Here is a 15,445-nt window from a genome sequence, read left to right as displayed (position 1 = left end):
GTTTGGGATAAATTAATCTAAATATTATTTTTTAATAGAGAAAAATGTTTAAAATAGCGTTATACTAAATTAAGAACTACTAGAAGAAACGGGTGAAATCCATGCATTTAATAGATGTAACCAATAGTTATAAGGATCTAGTTCACAGTCAATTGAATTCGACTAACGTTAATTATGTCAAAGTTTATTCATTAGGCAATACTTCTGTCATCTATACCGAAAGTAATGATGCGATCGGAATTGCCTTGGAGAACCACGATCGTCGTATACGTAAGGAAGAAGCAGAATTTGTAATTAAGCGATTAATCAAAGAGCAAGATCCTTCGTACGTGGTAACCTTCGACAAAAGTCAACACTTAATCGAAATTCATATTGACAAGTAAAAAAGAGAGACGAATGTCTCTCTTTTTTGTTTACAATTTTTCTGTTAATTTTACACCTGGATACTTGTCTTGGAAAAAGCGTTCAGCAAACTGATTTTCAAATAAGAATAGTGGCTGACCATACCGATCTTTAACCAATAAGTTCCGGCTATTCGACATGGCAGGATCTAGCTGGTCTGGATCTATCCAACGGGCAACCCGGTGGCCTAAACTATTTAATTCCACTTCGGAATTATATTCGTTTTTCATTCTGAATTTGAATACTTCAAACTGCAATTGACCAACGGCACCTAAAATGTACTCGTCAGTTTGATAATTACGGTAAAGCTGAATTGCCCCCTCTTGAACCAATTGTGTCATACCCTTGTGGAATGACTTTTGTTTCATTACGTTTTTAGCAGTTACCCGCACAAAAAGCTCGGGAGTAAATTCTGGCAAATGAGGATAGACAATTTTATTCTTGCCAGCATATATACTATCACCAATTTGAAAGTTGCCAGTATCGTATAAGCCGACGATATCACCAGCCACTGCATCGGAGACTTGGACACGTTCACTTGACATAAATTCAGTTGCATTATTCAACCGAATTGGCTTCCCCGTTCTGGCTAAAGTGACATCAAGCCCCTTTTGAAATTCACCGCTACCAATTCTAATGAAAGCAATTCGATCCCGGTGATTGGGATTCATATTAGCCTGAATTTTGAAAACAAATCCAGAAAATTCTTCGTCATCTGGCGCAAGCGTTTGATCTTCATTAACAACGTGCTCTTGCGGAGCCGGAGCTAATTTTACAAAGCTCTTAAGGAAAGTCTCAACCCCAAAATTGGTTAAAGCTGAACCAAAGAAGACAGGGGTTTGATTACCTTTGATAATTTTAGCAAGGTCAAAAGTGTTACCAGCTTCTTTGATAAGTTCAACTTCTCCAAGCGTATCCTGAAATTGCGGATTTTGACTAAGTGGTTCATCTTCTGCAAGATTACCATCTTGATCTAAAGGCAAAAAACGATCTGGACCATCTTTGCGATACAGTTCAACTTGATTGTTTGCAAGGTCATATAATCCTTGAAGTGTTTGACCTGAACCAATTGGCCAATTCATTGCCACTCCTTCAATTCCAAGAAGGTCTTCAAGTTCAGCAATCAGATCTAGCGGTGGTCGACCATCACGATCAAGTTTATTCATAAAAGTAAAAATGGGAATGCCACGCTGTTTAACGACCTTGAACAGTTTCTTTGTTTGCGGTTCGATACCCTTGGCAGAGTCAATTACCATTACGGCAGAATCGACCGCCATTAATGTCCGGTACGTGTCTTCAGAAAAATCCTCGTGTCCTGGGGTATCAAGAATATTAATTCTTTTACCATCGTACTCGAACTGCATAACAGAACTTGTAACAGAAATACCACGCTGCTTTTCAATTTCCATCCAGTCACTAGTCGCATAATGACCGGTTTTACGTGCCTTAACCGTACCAGCACTGCGAATTACACCACCAAAAAGAAGCATTTGCTCCGTTATCGTAGTTTTCCCTGCATCAGGGTGCGAAATGATAGCAAATGTTCTTCTTTTATTAACTTTATCCGTTAGTTGTTCACTCATTAATTTTTCTGCTCTTCTTCCTTTTGCCCTTTATCCGGTATGGTTAATAAGACAGTGAGTAGTCTTGACCGCATCATTCTGCGTGTTGTCAATACCATTCCGTTATCTAATTTGACAGACAGTTTTTCACCTTTAGCTGGGATAATTCCTAACTTGGTAATCATATAACCAGCAATCGTGTCAACGTCTTCCATTTCTAGATCGGTTCCAAATTGATCATTAAAGTCATCAAGGGGCATTTTACCATAAATTACATACTTATTAGGTGCAATTTTTTCAGATAAAACTTCCGTATGATCAACTTCATCATCAATATTGCCCACAATCTCTTCAATTAAGTCTTCAATTGTGGCAATACCAACAACACCACCATATTCATCTGTTAAAATTGCCAACTGTTGCTGCGTTTGTTGCATTTCAACTAACAATTCACTTAAGTCTGTTGTTTCTGGCGCAAAGAGCGGTGGATTCATTACATCTTGGTAAGTAATATTGGCAAAGCCCTTTTCCCAGGCCTTGCGTAAAACAGTTCTAATGTGAATAACGCCAATAATTTTATCCTTGTCTTGTTGATAGACAGGAATCCGCGAATAAGGCTCGCGCAAGATTTCCTTAAGGTTATCTTGCAAGCTGTCACCATAATCTACCATAAAAGCATCGATTCGTGGCACCATGACTTCACGAACCATTCGTCCCTGGAAGTCCAAAACATTGTTTAACATTGAAAATTCGGTATCGCTTACTTTGTGATTATCGTGTAAATTTTTAATTTCCGCTGTTAAATGCTCTTTAGTTTCTTCATCACTTGCAGGGGAAAATTTATTTTTTAACAAATTAAATAAATTCCCCTTGTCAGGGTCGCTAGCCATATTAATTTCTCTCTTTCTTTAAATAACAAATTTAATATCAACATTATATCATGTACTCACATGATATGTTAGAATAGCACGTAAGAAATGAGGTTTATTTAATGAAAAAAAGTCATGTCTTACTTGTTTTTACCTTTTTACTTTTAATCCCCTACTTGTGCAGCCTCACGATAATTGGAATTGGCTATAATGCTTTAGTCCTGCACTCAGCTGACTTATTTAGAACATCTATTGGTGCTTTCGTTGGCGCCTTAATTATGTTTGCAATTAAAGCCACAATCCAGCGTCCAGTTGACCTATTAGCTGTTGAAGTTGATGATGGTATTTTAAAGCAGCTTTTACGTTTCTTCAGTATTAGAAGGCGCCCTCTTTTGCAAATGGCAAACGTTATCTTAGATTTTATTCTTTGTTTTGCCGCCACTTTCGTCGTGCGTGCTTTTCTTACCTTAGACCAAATTGTTGGTAAATCCGTGGGCATTGTTTTTTTAATTATGCTATTATCAACCTGCTTGGGCGCTTATGTTGAATATGATAATCTGTCAATCGACCCTAAACAGCATTAATATCTACTGACTGACTTCCAGATAGAGCATCTGGGTCAGTTTTTTTGTTTCTAAATCGAGGTTCTCCACAAAATAAGGTGTCAAACTGTCCCCAGGGTTTTCATATGTTTGAATTCCTTGTTCGCGCACAGTTTGAAGAAACTGCGGAATCACCATGTTTAACGGCTGGGCAAAGAAGGATTGATTTTGCTGCTTCTGTTCTTCAACCGCTACCTGAGCCTTAGGGAGCGTAAATTTCATTAATCCTTGTGGCAGCTCAGTTACTTCTGATGTGAGCACGCCATACCAGTACATGAAATTTTCTGGTCCAAAAACTACCATGCTACTACGATTGGTTAGTTCATTATCCGTTAAAAATTGTTGAAACTGCTGATCTTGTTCAAGCTCGATGTTGCAGTTATTATATGTCTTTTGCTCATCAATCATTTGATCAGAAAAAGGACGGCCAACAAAGGTAATTTCTTCTTGTAATTTTTGCATAAGTACTCCTAATATTCAGCTAATTCATCAAGCGGAATAATCTCTCCCGCCAAAAAGGCATCAATTTCACTACTAGAAAAGCCATGCGTAAACAGATAATTACGCATCTTTGCTTGACGCTCACTTTCTGGTAAACGACGAAAGCGCTTGTAAGCTTTCACGCCTTGCTTTCTTAACGCTTCTAATTGTTCCTCATCATTTTGTTCAAGATCAAGACTGGCAATAATTTCCCCGGCCAATGCACTGGAAAAGCCATGACTTATAAGTTTCGTACGCATTTTGCGCTCAAGTTCGCGCTGAGCCAGCTTCCCCACCTTGCTTTTCATTGACTTTAGGACTCGCATTCCAGCATCTTGCCACTCTTCATCGGCAATTTCGTCTAACCCTACCTGAATCAGTTCGGGATCCACTCCCTTTTTCAACAGTTTTTGCGTTAAACTCAGCGGGCCATCGGTTCCTATGCGCAGATTTTGCCTGATGGTTAATTCGACATATTTTTGATCATCTAAGAAGCCCATTTCGGTCAGTTGAGCCACTGCATTTTGTGCAGGTTCATCATCAACTTGATGTTGCTGTAAATATTGCAAAACCTCAAAGACCGTTCGCGGCTCGTAATTTAAATACCGTGAAGCTAAATTAGTAGCCTTGGCATCTGCATCATATTGCTTAACTTCTGCTATTTTTTCCGGAGTTAGTTCCTGCCCCTTTAAGAGCACATATTCCGCAACGGTTTGCTCACCGGCTGAAAATGCATATTTACCATCCAAAAAAATGTTATAGCGTCCAGGACGTTTTTGGCTGCTAACCTTAGTAATTATTGGCATGTTGGTTCACCTTTCTATTAGTCTATGTCCATGCTAGCAAATTTCTTTCATTCTTGCTAAAAACTTTTCTTAGGTAGTACAATAAATTGTTATCATTTTAACGTTTTAATTGTAGAAAGAAAAAGAATGTACCGAAAATTTAACCAAAAAGAAACTAAAGAAAAAGACGTTATCATCACTATTAAACGCTTAGGAATAAACGGTGAAGGAATTGGCTATTACCGTAAGAAAATTATTTTTATTCCTGGTGCTTTACCTGAAGAAGTAGTAGTAGCCAAAATTAACAAGGAATACCCGCACTACATTGAAGCGGAGCTTGTCCGAATTAAGGAAAAAAGTCCTGACCGGGTAGCATACCCTAAAGGGGTTGATCCTGCAATCGGCGGACTTGAATTGGCTCACCTATCTTACGACAAGCAACTCGAATTTAAACGTGACAACGTGCTAGAAGCACTTAAAAAATATCATCCCCGCGGTTTTAGCAAGTATAAAGTTAAGAAGACTATACCAGCGCCTGATGCTTGGCACTACCGGAATAAGGCCCAATATCAAATTGAACGCGACCACGGCAAAACCAAATTGGGTTTATTTGCGCCAAATTCGCACCAGTTATACGACTTACCAGTTATGCCTACTCAAAGCGTGGCAACGCAAAAAACAGAACGGCAAATTAAGGAATTGGCTGAGCGCTTGCATGTTACCATTGCAGACCCTTACCGCCACACTGATGGGTTAAAAACAATAGTTGTGCGCCAAGCTCAAGCCACTAAAGAAATTCAAGTAATACTAATTACTGTTGGTCATAAAATTAAAAACTTGCTTGAACTAAGCAGTGAAATTATGAAATTACCAAATGTCGTGAGTGTTTACCAAAATGAGACTGATTGGCGCAATCCGCAAGTCTGGGGTAATAAGACAGAAAAACTTGCCGGTAAAAACCAAATTATTGATGAAATATTAGGTAAACAATTTGCTCTTTCGCCGCGCGCCTTCTTTCAGCTAAATCCGGTTCAAACTGCCACCCTTTATTCAAAAGCCCTCAAGTTTTTAGACTTAACTCCTGAAGACACTTTAATTGATGCCTATAGTGGCGTTGGCACGCTAGGAATATTAGCGGCAGACCAAGTTAAGCAAGTTATCGGAATCGAAACTATTGGCGAGGCGGTTGCTGATGCCAATCATAACGTTGAATTAAACCATTTAAAAAATGCTAATTATATTCAGGGAAGTGTCGAAAAGGTACTACCTGAATTAGAGCAAAATGGCGTTCCAATTGATGCTTTAATCGTCGACCCGCCAAGAACTGGTCTGGCTAAACGGTTAATTAAGACTTTACTCAAGGTTAAACCTAAAACTTTTGTGTATATTTCTTGTAACCCTTCAACTTTAGCCCAGGATTTAGTTTTACTTAGTGAAGCTTATAACGTGCGGTTAATCGAAAATGTTGATATGCTGCCACAAACACCGCGTTGTGAATGTGTCGTTAAATTAACCTTGCGCTAAAATCAGCGAATAAAAAATAGTTGTCGCACTGCGACAACTATTTTTGTTAGTGGATGAGGCATATTACTGTGTTGTAGATACAATGGTAAATAATGACTGATATTAATAGCGGTCTGAGCAGCCAACATTTATCTTTGAAAATCACTAATTTTCCAAACTATAGAAAATTTAAATTATATCATTACATATTTTTTACTTTACTTTGACAATATACAAATTATGGAGATAAAACCTTGTTTACGTCATTACCCCTAACCACAATTACATCATAGCAGTTTGTGCAAACGCTTGCAAAGCTTTTGCCTGTTATTTAACGTACTTTGTTAAAAAGTTCTCAATATGTTTACGATATGCTTTGGGATGATTGGCAAAAGACTTGGCATGAGCAGAATCTGCTGCTATCCATAACTTCTTCGGACCTCTTGTCGCACGATAATTTTGGTACACCATTTCTGTTGGAACAAATTTATCTCGATCACCGTGAATAAATAGCATTGGCCGGTGATTTTTGTGGAGCTGGGCGATGCTTGAACCATCTTTCATAAAATAGCCAACCTTCATTTTATTAATACCGCTTAGGATTTCAACTAAAGGAAAACGTGGAAAAGCTGGCATATTATACAAAGCCTTTGCCTCGTGCTCAATTTCATCCTTTACGCTGGTATAACCACAGTCCTCGACAAAAGCCTTTACCTGGTGCGGAAGCTCCAGTCCGCTAACCATCATCGCTGTAGCAGCACCCATACTTAGACCGTAAACAACAATTTGCTGTTGTTGGCCTTTCTTCTGTAAAAGAAATTCAATCCATTTTTTCACATCATTCTTTTCAGGCCAGCCATAACCGATATATTTTCCCTGGCTCTGTCCCTGAGAACGTGGATCAGGCGTTAACGTGTTATACCCCATTTTGTGAAATAGTGCATCATATTCACCCATATCTTCTTTTGTATCCATGTAACCCGGTAAAACAACTACTGTTTTGTTAGAATTATGACATGGAAGGTAATTTGCCGTTAACTGGTACTGCCCATCTGCTGATTTAATATGCCACTTTTGTTTCGTAGAATCTCTAAACCATTTCTTTTCATGATAAAGTGGATCTGACTTAGTCAGTTTTCTACTTGAAGAACTTAAGAAGCTCTTTGGACCAGGCACACAAGCCACTTTAAAGAAATAAAATCCTGCACTAACAAATCCGATGCAAATTAGCAAAATGATAACGATTAGTGCAAGCAAAAGCTTTTTGTGCTTTAATTGTTTCAACGATAAAGCCACCTTTTTCAAAAAATTAATATCAATAGTATAACACTTTTAAGTTGTATAGGAATGACTATAATGAGATTAATAGATTTATTGCAACTCACCAATGATTTGAATGATCAAATCAACATCTTTTTAACAGTTCATCAGCAAATCAAACCCTTGGCAAAACTTAAAATTTCAAGCAGTGCATGCTTACTTTACCCTGGTCAAAAGCCGATGACCAAAGCCAAAATGACCAAACTGGTTAAAAATCTTCACGGTCGCAATATTCCGTTATATATCATTGACCAGCAAGAAAAAATCAATGTTTACGGCATTCAAATTGTTCCCGAAAACAATTTAGTTAAACTAACATAAAAACCGCTTTGCTTTTGTAGCAAGGCGGTTTTTATTTGACAACTGCTGTTGTTTATTACATTAATTTTTAGCGTTTAAATCCGAGCACCACGTTATTTTTGCTTGTATTGCCGGACGTGATCTTTTGTCCCGGCAAAATACCAGTAACCGGGCTCTTCGTCACTATTAAGTTCAATATTATCTTGCGGCAAAACCAATGCCTCATTAAAAATTTGTTCATAATCGGCAATGGTAAGCTTTTGCCGCCGCTTAAGCATTTGTTGGGTAGCATTTGCGTCTAAGACATTTTGATAGCCAGCCACAACGCGACCAGCATAAAATTCGCCCATCGCACCTGACCCATACGAAAATAGTCCTACTAATGCCTCAGGTTCAAGCGAACCATTTTCAAGCAAACTTAACAGACTTAAATAAAGCGAGGCCGTATATACGTTACCAACTTCACGACTGTATTTAGCTGAAGCCGTAAAGTTTTCTTCTAAGTGCTTGGTCGTACTTGCGTCCTGTCCCGCGATTGCAAGTTGATTGGCCTTATAACCCATCTTAACAAATGGTAAATGATAAATTAGGGCCGAGAATGCGCTTGTCTTTATTCCTGTTTTTTCTTGATAGGATTTAAAAGTACGCTGGAAAAAGTCCAAGTAAACTTCTTTTGAATACTTGCCATTAACGAGGGCCACGGCCGAATCATTGGGACGCCAGAAGTCATTGATATCTGCACTGTATGCACTATGACCATCTTCTAATGTCAATATTTGCGGTTCGGCCTTGATTAGCATACTGACGCTGCCAGCTCCTTGAGTGACCTCACCGCCGGTTTTGACACCATAGCGCGCAATATCACTACCAATAACAAGCGCACTATGATGCGGATGAAGTCGAACATAATCACGTGCAATCATAATTCCAGCGGTCATACCAAAACACGCTTCTTTAACTTCAAAAGTGCGAACATCTGGGTTAAGCTTAAGCGCACTTTTCACAAATAATGACGCTGACTTTGATTGATCAACACCACTTTCAGTTCCAATAATTAATAACCCAACATTGTTGCGTTCAATTTGATCAAGATACTGCAGAGTAGCATTAATCCCCATTGAAACGGCATCTTGCGTCTGGTCCGCAACGCTCATTTTACTTTGTCCAATTCCAATTAAAAATTTATTGGGATCTTCACCGCGTGCATGTGCTAAATCAACCATATCAACGTATTTATTCGGCGTATAAAAACCAATTCTGTCAATTCCTACTTGCATTATTTTCCTCTCTTATCTTAGCCAAAAACCATTCAGCATCACTTACAGAATACTTATTTGCAGCAGACATTCTTTCCTTTACCTGCTCTTTTTCTTCTGCAGTTGCCTCCAAATTAGCAACGATGTTTCTGGCTTGTAATTTCATATGACCTGCTTGAATTCCCTTAGTCGCAATTGCTAAAAGAGCGGCCAGATTATTGGCCAAGCCGATTGCAGCAATCACATTCGCCAATTCCGTACTTGAAATATGCTTACCCAAAAGCCGAAAGTTTTGTTGAACGTCCTTGCGGGCGCTGATGGAGCCACCAATTGTTCCGATTGCTAAGGGTAACGCAATTTTCCCAAGCAATTTGTCATTTTCGACTGTCCATTTACTGAGACTGTGGTAATGGCCTTTGTTATTAGCCCAGACACCGCAGGCAGCTTCAATTGCGCGAACATCATTACCTGTTGCTAGTAATACTCCGTCGACACCATTCATAATGCCCTTGTTATTAGTCACGGCCCGATAAGGATCAACTTCGCCAATTTGACTTAATAATGCTATGCGTTTGGCCGTAGCAACGCCACCAACTGAAGCTACATCCAATTCGGCTTTAGCTTCAGTAAATTGACTCGGATAATTAGATAGTATTGCAAAAAGCTTACAGCTTATCCCGGGAAAGCTGCTCAATTCGCTCGCCATAAATTCTAAAATTGAATTAACGCGGTTTGCACCCATTGACTCCGCAGGATCAACTAATACTTTTAAAAAAACCAGTTGTCCGGTAATTTTTTGCACATCAATTTGGCGGACTCCACCGCCATGAGCAACCAAACTGTGAAATTTAGTATTTGCCTTAGCAATTAAATTAGGCAACTCTCTTTGTAAATTAGCTTGCACAAAACCCGAGGTCTTTTGCAAAACTATCTGGCCATAGATGCCATCACGCTGACTGTGTGCTTTGACTCCATGATTTTGAGCAAAAAGATTTGCCCCGTGATTGGCTGCAGCAACAACCGAAGGCTCCTCAGTTACCATGGGAACTAAATAGCTTTTGTTATTTACGAGCAAATTTTGGACGACACCCACCGGTAGACGTAATTGTCCGATAACATTCTCACTCAATTGATCGAGTTCGTGTAATACAGTTGGCTCAATCTCATTTAATTCGATGCCTTTCTGAGATAAAAGCGCGCGTCTTTTTTCAGGGGATAATTCATAAAACTTCGTCATTTTAAAAATCTCTAGTTAATTCGCAAGCAATTGCTTGACCTCCACCAATGCACAAGGTTACCAAAGCTCTTTTACCCTTCAAATGTTCCAAAGCGTTAATCGCTGTTCCTAGAATTCGGGTTCCCGTTGCAGCTAGTGGATGGCCTAATGCAATTGCTCCCCCAGCAATATTCAACTTATCCGCTGGAATTGCCAGGGCTTTTTCGAGCGCAACACATTGACCAGCAAATGCTTCATTTAACTCAATAATATCGAAATCTTCGATCTGACTGGTCGTTTCCTTAAGCAGCTTCTGCACGGCAAAATAAGGTGCAAAGCCCATGTATGCTGGGTCATTGCCTGATTCAGCAAAGGCACCAAGACGAGCCAATGGTTTCAAGCCCAATTCTTCCACCTTGGCAGCCGTTGCCAAAATTATCATGCTGGCTCCATCGCTTAACGGGGATGCATTGCCGGCAGTAACTAAACCATTTTCTTTAAATACTGGCTTTAACTTACTCAAAGCCGCCATATTAGTATCTGGGCGAATATTTTCATCATAAACAATCCGCACACTGTTAGAATCCGCCTTAATTAGCTCACGATCAAAATAGCCGGTCTTTCTTGCAGCAACCGCTTTTTGGTGAGACCGCAAACTAAATTCATCCATTTCTGTTCTTGAAATGTGGCATTTTTCCGCAATATTTTCCGCTGTTAACCCCATTGGCATCCCAGAAAAGGCATCGGTTAATCCGTTAGTAAGCATCTCGCTTTTCATATCCTGCCCAGATTTATCTTGCGCAAAATAAACAGCATTCGTCATACTTTCGGCTCCACCAACTGCGACTAAATCAAAATCACTCATGACCATTTGGCCCTGGGCTAAGCGCACAGCTTTTAAGCTCGAACCGCAAACCTCATTAACAGTAACACTGCTGCTTGTTTCTTTCATGCCAGCGTCCAAAGCGACTTGGCGCGCCATATTTTGCCCTAAGCCAGCCCCTAAAACATTACCCATGAATAAAGCATCAAGCTTTTGGGGATCCAAATTAATGCTTTTAAGGGTTTCAATTAGAGCGAGTTCACCTAAACTGGTTGCATCTTGATCATTCCATAAGCCACGATAACGACCAAACGGCGTTCTTTTAGCAGCAACAACATAAATATCTTTCATTAGTTATTCTCCTAGCAAAATATTCAAATTGCATAATACCTAAATTTGCTAGTTAAAAGTAGTAAATTGAATTAGATTTAGAAAAATTTTACCTAAAAAAGAAACCACTTTGCAGTGGTTTCCAAAATTTTGTTATTTAATTATTTTTTCTTACTTTGTGCCTGTAACTTTTTCCCTAAGTCAATAATGTATTGCCGCAACTGGTCTTTAGTCTCAGGGTGTTGCAAACCATATTCAATTGAAGTCTCCAGATAATTTTCTTTATTCCCGACATCATGCCGTACACCCTTAAAAACATGGGCAAAGACGCGTTGTGTCTTATTCATGGTATCAATGGCATCGGTTAATTGAATTTCACCGCCCTTATCAGGCTTTTGTTCCGCAAGTATTGTAAAGATTTCAGGAGTTAATAAATACCTGCCAATAATCGCATAGTCACTTGGTGCTTGATCAATTGCAGGCTTTTCAACAAATGACTTAACGTTAATTAGTCCAGGCAAAATTTCATTATCAGGTTCAATAACGCCATATTTCGAAACTTCCTCATGCGGAACAGGCATTACCGCAATGGTCGAGGCGTGAGTTTCATTGTAGCGATTAATCAATTGTTTAGTAAGCGGCTCTTTGTCCATCATTAGGTCATCGCCCAACATTACAACAAAAGGCTCGTCCCCAACAAAGCTGCGCCCCCGGGCAATTGCATCGCCCAGACCAGCTGGATATGGCTGTCTAGTGTAATAAATATTAATTCCAAGATGGGTGATCGCCTGCGACATCTTTAACAGACCGGTTTTACCCTTTTCCTGCAAGTTTTGCTCAAGCTCAGGATTGGAATCAAAATGATCTTCAATGGAGCGCTTGTTCTTTCCGGTCACAATTAAAATATCTTCAATCCCGGACTTTTTTGCTTCTTCAACGATAAACTGAATTGTCGGCTTATCTACGATTGGCAACATTTCCTTTGGCATCGCCTTGGTAACTGGCATAAACCGCGTACCAAGTCCTGCAGCAGGAATAATCGCTTTCCTTACTTTCATACCTTATACACTTTCTTTTAAAATTCCTAAAACCTAATATAGCAAATTAAACTGGAAGAATCTAGTCTTTCCGGTGGCGCTTTCTTTGCACATATTCAGCTAAATGTCCTACCGAATACTGCACTTGACCATAGTTTATCGTCACAATTGCAGCATTGACACAAGTTCCAAGCAAAAAGAGGATGGAAGAAATATTAAGCCATAACATGAAAATAATAAAGGTCCCGATTATTCCGTAATTTTCCCAGCTAATGTGGAAGTTATGTAAATAATAACTAAACAGCCAAGATAAAATTAGCCAACCAATTAGAGTCGTAAAAACTCCTGGCCAGATAACCCGTTTCTTTAGTTTTATGTTTGGTAAAAAATAATTTAAATAGTATAAAGCACTGATCAAGATGATCCCAATCACCGGGTAACGGTAGTTAAAGACCTTTTCAATCTCGCCTACTGAAAAAGAAAAAATCGGTCGTAAGAATTCAAGTACTTGCTGACCAAAAATCAAAGTTAAACTAAGTAAGGCAAAAACCAAAATCATCAGGTTAGTCAACATAATGGTAATGGAACGCGTCCAAACAGTTACCTGCCATTTCTGACGTAATTCAATGTCACGTACGCCATAGATTCGGTTCATTCCTATCCGAATCGCATTAACAAGAGAAGATACCGACCAAAGGGCAAGCAAAATACCAAACGAAATGTACCCTGTAGAATTGCTTTTTAACAAAGAATCAATAATTGGCATAATGAATCCCGCAATTCGATCAGGAAAAATCAACTTAAGGTAACTAGCAATAGGTGCTGTATTAATCCGAAAAAGAGGCAAAATGTTTCCAATAATAATGATTAACGGAAAAATTGAAAACAGCACATAATAAGCAATTGCAATTGCGCTAGTCAAGACTTCACCTTTCGTAAATTTAGCTGAAACTGTCTTATAAAACAAAGAGATACGTTGTTTGGCTGCGCCGATTTTTCTACCCATTCAATTTAGTCATCCATTTCATCAAAGTGTGGTAAATACTTTTCGTAACCGTCATAAGGTTTTTGTAAAGTCAAAATTTTGGGGCCATCTTTAGTGATTGCAAAGGTGTGCTCAAATTGCGCTGACTTTGAACCATCTGGGGTTGCATAAAATACCCAATCGTCATTTGGATCAGCAACCGTTTTTTGTTCAATGCGCCAATCGCCTCCCGCTTCAACCATTGGTTCAACGGTAATAGTCATGCCTTCACGTAACCGCAATCCGTGTCCAGCTTTACCCCAATGTGGTACTTCAGGATCTTCATGGATGCTTGGCTGAATGCCGTGACCAACTAGCTCCTTAACATCACCGTAATGATGTTCATCTTCAACGTAATGTTGAATCACCGCACCAATATCACCAATTCGGTTGCCTACGACCGCTTGGTCAATTCCAAGATACATAGCTTTTTTGGTTGTTTCCATAAGGTCACGATCCGCATCCGAAATCTTGCCTACGGCATATGTAGTACAAGAATCAGTTTCGAAGCCATTAAGATTGCAGGTGACATCAACTTTTACTAAGTCACCTTCGTTTAGGATGGTATCTTTACGCGGGGTTGCATGCGCAATTTGATCGTTAACTGAGATGCACGTGCCGTACTTGTAGCCCTCAAAGCCTTGCTCTGACAATCGTCCGCCCCGTTTTTTGACAAATTCTTGGCAGAACTCCTCGATTTTCCAAGTTGTAATTCCTGGCTTAATCACATCCCGAAGGCCCTCAAACATTGACGCCAGTAGACGGCCTGAAGCCTGCATACCTTTAAGTTCACGAACGGATTTAATTGTAATCAAAATTAAACTTCTCCTCTTAGTAAAATGATATTTACTAACATTATAGCGTTTTTTAAAACTTTACTAAAGAATTTCATCAAGACGGTGAAATTATGTATAATATTGTGATAAGCAAAAAAATAAGAAAGGTATGGAGAAGGATGAAGGCTAGAATTGTCTATGCTAGTATGACTGGTAACGATGCCGATATGGCAGATATCTTGGAAGAAGACTTACAAGATCTGGGCTTTGATGTCGAAACCAGTGAAGCAGAATTCACAGATGCTAGTGATTATTTAGCAAGTGAATTGTGCATCTTTGTCACCTACACATATGGCGAGGGTAAAATGACCGATGATGTTGCCGATTTTTATGAGCAACTAAAGGAACTAGATTTAAGCGGTAAGTACTTCGCCGTCATGGGTAGTGGAGACATGGTATATGCCGACCATTTCTGTGAAAATGTTTTTGATTTTGAAAAAATGTTTAAACAAGTTGGAGCAACAGAAGTTACCAAACCGGTAACTATCGAAAATGCACCTGATGATGAGGCAATTTCTGCAATTGACAACGCCGCAAAGGAAATGGCTGATCAATTAAATGATTAAAGAAAAAAACGATAATACATCCAAGTTTAATTCCACAGCTGATCCAACAATTCATCGTTTAGGACAAAATTTAGTCAAAAGGCACCGAAACTTATTCGTTTATATGTTTTTTGGCTTTATTGCTGCGCTAATTAATACTGTAGCCTTCATGGTATTACATAAATACTTGCATAGCCCAGTTTTAATTTCCAATACGATTGCTTTTGTAATTTCAAATCTGGCATCTTTTGTTTTTAATCAAAAAGCGGTCTTTACTAATAACGTTGATTTGGAGCATTCAACTTGGCAAAAATTACTCGTATTCTTTACCTACCGGATTATTAGTCTAATTCCGGACAGTTTAATCATGCTGGTTGGTCTATCTTGGTTAAAACTCAACGCGCTCTTAGTTAAAATTATTGACCAAATTTTAGTTGGAATTTTCAACTACTTGACGACGCGCTCTGTTTTTCAAGCACAGGAAACAACTATGATTGAACGGGCCAAAAAAAGAATACAGACTCATCAAAATAAAAAGGACAATTAAAAGTTTTG

General features: G+C 39.0%; 17 protein-coding genes. 6 read left to right on the top strand and 11 right to left on the bottom strand.

The window, feature by feature from the left end:
• Positions 1–101: 101 nt before the first annotated feature.
• Positions 102–383 (top strand): DUF1827 family protein, encoded by a 282-nt coding sequence (locus J3U73_RS00845; RefSeq protein WP_103752074.1) that lies wholly within the window; start codon positions 102–104, stop codon positions 381–383.
• A 30-nt stretch (positions 384–413) separates the two neighbouring features.
• Here the strand turns inward: J3U73_RS00845 and J3U73_RS00840 are convergent, their stop codons facing one another.
• Both J3U73_RS00840 and J3U73_RS00835 read right to left on the bottom strand, forming a co-directional pair.
• Entirely contained in the window at positions 414–1,985 is a 1,572-nt protein-coding gene (locus J3U73_RS00840; protein ID WP_267409335.1) for a peptide chain release factor 3, read from the bottom strand.
• Positions 1,985–2,854, bottom strand: coding sequence for a hemolysin family protein (locus J3U73_RS00835; protein ID WP_220220938.1), 870 nt, complete (start codon positions 2,852–2,854; stop codon positions 1,985–1,987). The genes J3U73_RS00840 and J3U73_RS00835 overlap by 1 nt, the downstream gene beginning before the upstream one ends.
• A gap of 101 nt (positions 2,855–2,955) precedes the next feature.
• On the opposite strand from J3U73_RS00835, the gene J3U73_RS00830 reads away from it, so the two are divergent.
• Complete coding sequence (locus J3U73_RS00830; protein ID WP_103752071.1) at positions 2,956–3,417, top strand: hypothetical protein; 462 nt, start codon at positions 2,956–2,958, stop codon at positions 3,415–3,417.
• A 3-nt stretch (positions 3,418–3,420) separates the two neighbouring features.
• On the opposite strand, the gene J3U73_RS00825 is transcribed toward J3U73_RS00830, so the two are convergent.
• Both J3U73_RS00825 and recX read right to left on the bottom strand, forming a co-directional pair.
• Positions 3,421–3,897, bottom strand: a complete 477-nt coding sequence (locus J3U73_RS00825; protein ID WP_267409334.1) for a hypothetical protein — start codon at positions 3,895–3,897, stop codon at positions 3,421–3,423.
• Between the two features lie 8 nt (positions 3,898–3,905).
• Positions 3,906–4,721, bottom strand: coding sequence for a recombination regulator RecX (gene recX, locus J3U73_RS00820; RefSeq protein WP_267409332.1), 816 nt, complete (start codon positions 4,719–4,721; stop codon positions 3,906–3,908).
• Positions 4,722–4,847: 126 nt separating this feature from the next.
• Between recX and rlmD the strand changes: the two genes are divergently transcribed.
• The gene (gene rlmD / locus J3U73_RS00815; protein WP_267409331.1) at positions 4,848–6,224 is read left to right on the top strand and encodes a 23S rRNA (uracil(1939)-C(5))-methyltransferase RlmD; all 1,377 of its coding nucleotides are present in this window, start codon (positions 4,848–4,850) and stop codon (positions 6,222–6,224) included.
• A 306-nt stretch (positions 6,225–6,530) separates the two neighbouring features.
• Here the strand turns inward: rlmD and J3U73_RS00810 are convergent, their stop codons facing one another.
• Entirely contained in the window at positions 6,531–7,508 is a 978-nt protein-coding gene (locus J3U73_RS00810; RefSeq protein ID WP_416381463.1) for an alpha/beta hydrolase, read from the bottom strand.
• A gap of 51 nt (positions 7,509–7,559) precedes the next feature.
• On the opposite strand from J3U73_RS00810, the gene J3U73_RS00805 reads away from it, so the two are divergent.
• Complete coding sequence (locus J3U73_RS00805) at positions 7,560–7,844, top strand: hypothetical protein (protein ID WP_103752066.1); 285 nt, start codon at positions 7,560–7,562, stop codon at positions 7,842–7,844.
• Between the two features lie 92 nt (positions 7,845–7,936).
• Here the strand turns inward: J3U73_RS00805 and J3U73_RS00800 are convergent, their stop codons facing one another.
• The 6 genes from J3U73_RS00800 to map all read right to left on the bottom strand — a co-directional run bounded on the left by J3U73_RS00800 (position 7,937) and on the right by map (position 14,324).
• A complete protein-coding gene (locus J3U73_RS00800) occupies positions 7,937–9,100 on the bottom strand; it encodes a hydroxymethylglutaryl-CoA synthase (RefSeq protein WP_267409330.1) in 1,164 nt (387 codons plus the stop codon).
• On the bottom strand, positions 9,084–10,316 hold the full coding sequence (locus J3U73_RS00795; RefSeq protein WP_267409329.1) for a hydroxymethylglutaryl-CoA reductase, degradative: 1,233 nt from the start codon (positions 10,314–10,316) through the stop codon (positions 9,084–9,086). The genes J3U73_RS00800 and J3U73_RS00795 overlap by 17 nt, the downstream gene beginning before the upstream one ends.
• 1 nt (position 10,317) lies before the next feature.
• Positions 10,318–11,469 (bottom strand): thiolase family protein, encoded by a 1,152-nt coding sequence (locus J3U73_RS00790; protein WP_267409328.1) that lies wholly within the window; start codon positions 11,467–11,469, stop codon positions 10,318–10,320.
• A 140-nt stretch (positions 11,470–11,609) separates the two neighbouring features.
• The gene (gene galU, locus J3U73_RS00785) at positions 11,610–12,506 is read right to left on the bottom strand and encodes a UTP--glucose-1-phosphate uridylyltransferase GalU (protein ID WP_267409327.1); all 897 of its coding nucleotides are present in this window, start codon (positions 12,504–12,506) and stop codon (positions 11,610–11,612) included.
• A 61-nt stretch (positions 12,507–12,567) separates the two neighbouring features.
• Positions 12,568–13,491, bottom strand: a complete 924-nt coding sequence (locus J3U73_RS00780) for a YihY/virulence factor BrkB family protein (protein WP_220269339.1) — start codon at positions 13,489–13,491, stop codon at positions 12,568–12,570.
• A gap of 5 nt (positions 13,492–13,496) precedes the next feature.
• On the bottom strand, positions 13,497–14,324 hold the full coding sequence (map, locus tag J3U73_RS00775) for a type I methionyl aminopeptidase (protein ID WP_220220929.1): 828 nt from the start codon (positions 14,322–14,324) through the stop codon (positions 13,497–13,499).
• A gap of 140 nt (positions 14,325–14,464) precedes the next feature.
• Here map and J3U73_RS00770 point away from each other — a divergent pair, with 140 nt between their 5' ends.
• Together J3U73_RS00770 and J3U73_RS00765 are read left to right on the top strand one after the other, a co-directional pair.
• Positions 14,465–14,911: a flavodoxin gene (locus tag J3U73_RS00770; RefSeq protein WP_103752059.1), complete on the top strand. Its 447-nt coding sequence runs from the start codon at positions 14,465–14,467 to the stop codon at positions 14,909–14,911.
• Complete coding sequence (locus J3U73_RS00765) at positions 14,904–15,437, top strand: GtrA family protein (protein WP_220269338.1); 534 nt, start codon at positions 14,904–14,906, stop codon at positions 15,435–15,437. Before J3U73_RS00770 ends, J3U73_RS00765 begins: the two co-directional genes overlap by 8 nt.
• The last annotated feature ends 8 nt before the right edge of the window (positions 15,438–15,445 follow it).

This window comes from Lactobacillus sp. B4005, from assembly GCF_026536045.1.
GTDB classification, from domain to species: Bacteria; Bacillota; Bacilli; order Lactobacillales; family Lactobacillaceae; genus Lactobacillus; species Lactobacillus panisapium.
This window is presented reverse-complemented; position numbering and strand designations above follow the sequence as displayed.

What these genes read in the sequence shown, in the direction of transcription:
- J3U73_RS00845 (WP_103752074.1), top strand. Translation starts at nt 102, where the DNA reads ATGCATTTAATAGATGTAACCAATAGTTATAAGGATCTAGTTCACAGT.
- J3U73_RS00840 (WP_267409335.1), bottom strand. Translation starts at nt 1,985, where the DNA reads ATGAGTGAACAACTAACGGATAAAGTTAATAAAAGAAGAACATTTGCT.
- J3U73_RS00835 (WP_220220938.1), bottom strand. Translation starts at nt 2,854, where the DNA reads ATGGCTAGCGACCCTGACAAGGGGAATTTATTTAATTTGTTAAAAAAT.
- J3U73_RS00830 (WP_103752071.1), top strand. Translation starts at nt 2,956, where the DNA reads ATGAAAAAAAGTCATGTCTTACTTGTTTTTACCTTTTTACTTTTAATC.
- J3U73_RS00825 (WP_267409334.1), bottom strand. Translation starts at nt 3,897, where the DNA reads ATGCAAAAATTACAAGAAGAAATTACCTTTGTTGGCCGTCCTTTTTCT.
- recX (WP_267409332.1), bottom strand. Translation starts at nt 4,721, where the DNA reads ATGCCAATAATTACTAAGGTTAGCAGCCAAAAACGTCCTGGACGCTAT.
- rlmD (WP_267409331.1), top strand. Translation starts at nt 4,848, where the DNA reads ATGTACCGAAAATTTAACCAAAAAGAAACTAAAGAAAAAGACGTTATC.
- J3U73_RS00805 (WP_103752066.1), top strand. Translation starts at nt 7,560, where the DNA reads ATGAGATTAATAGATTTATTGCAACTCACCAATGATTTGAATGATCAA.
- J3U73_RS00800 (WP_267409330.1), bottom strand. Translation starts at nt 9,100, where the DNA reads ATGCAAGTAGGAATTGACAGAATTGGTTTTTATACGCCGAATAAATAC.
- J3U73_RS00795 (WP_267409329.1), bottom strand. Translation starts at nt 10,316, where the DNA reads ATGACGAAGTTTTATGAATTATCCCCTGAAAAAAGACGCGCGCTTTTA.
- J3U73_RS00790 (WP_267409328.1), bottom strand. Translation starts at nt 11,469, where the DNA reads ATGAAAGATATTTATGTTGTTGCTGCTAAAAGAACGCCGTTTGGTCGT.
- galU (WP_267409327.1), bottom strand. Translation starts at nt 12,506, where the DNA reads ATGAAAGTAAGGAAAGCGATTATTCCTGCTGCAGGACTTGGTACGCGG.
- J3U73_RS00780 (WP_220269339.1), bottom strand. Translation starts at nt 13,491, where the DNA reads ATGGGTAGAAAAATCGGCGCAGCCAAACAACGTATCTCTTTGTTTTAT.
- J3U73_RS00770 (WP_103752059.1), top strand. Translation starts at nt 14,465, where the DNA reads ATGAAGGCTAGAATTGTCTATGCTAGTATGACTGGTAACGATGCCGAT.
- J3U73_RS00765 (WP_220269338.1), top strand. Translation starts at nt 14,904, where the DNA reads ATGATTAAAGAAAAAAACGATAATACATCCAAGTTTAATTCCACAGCT.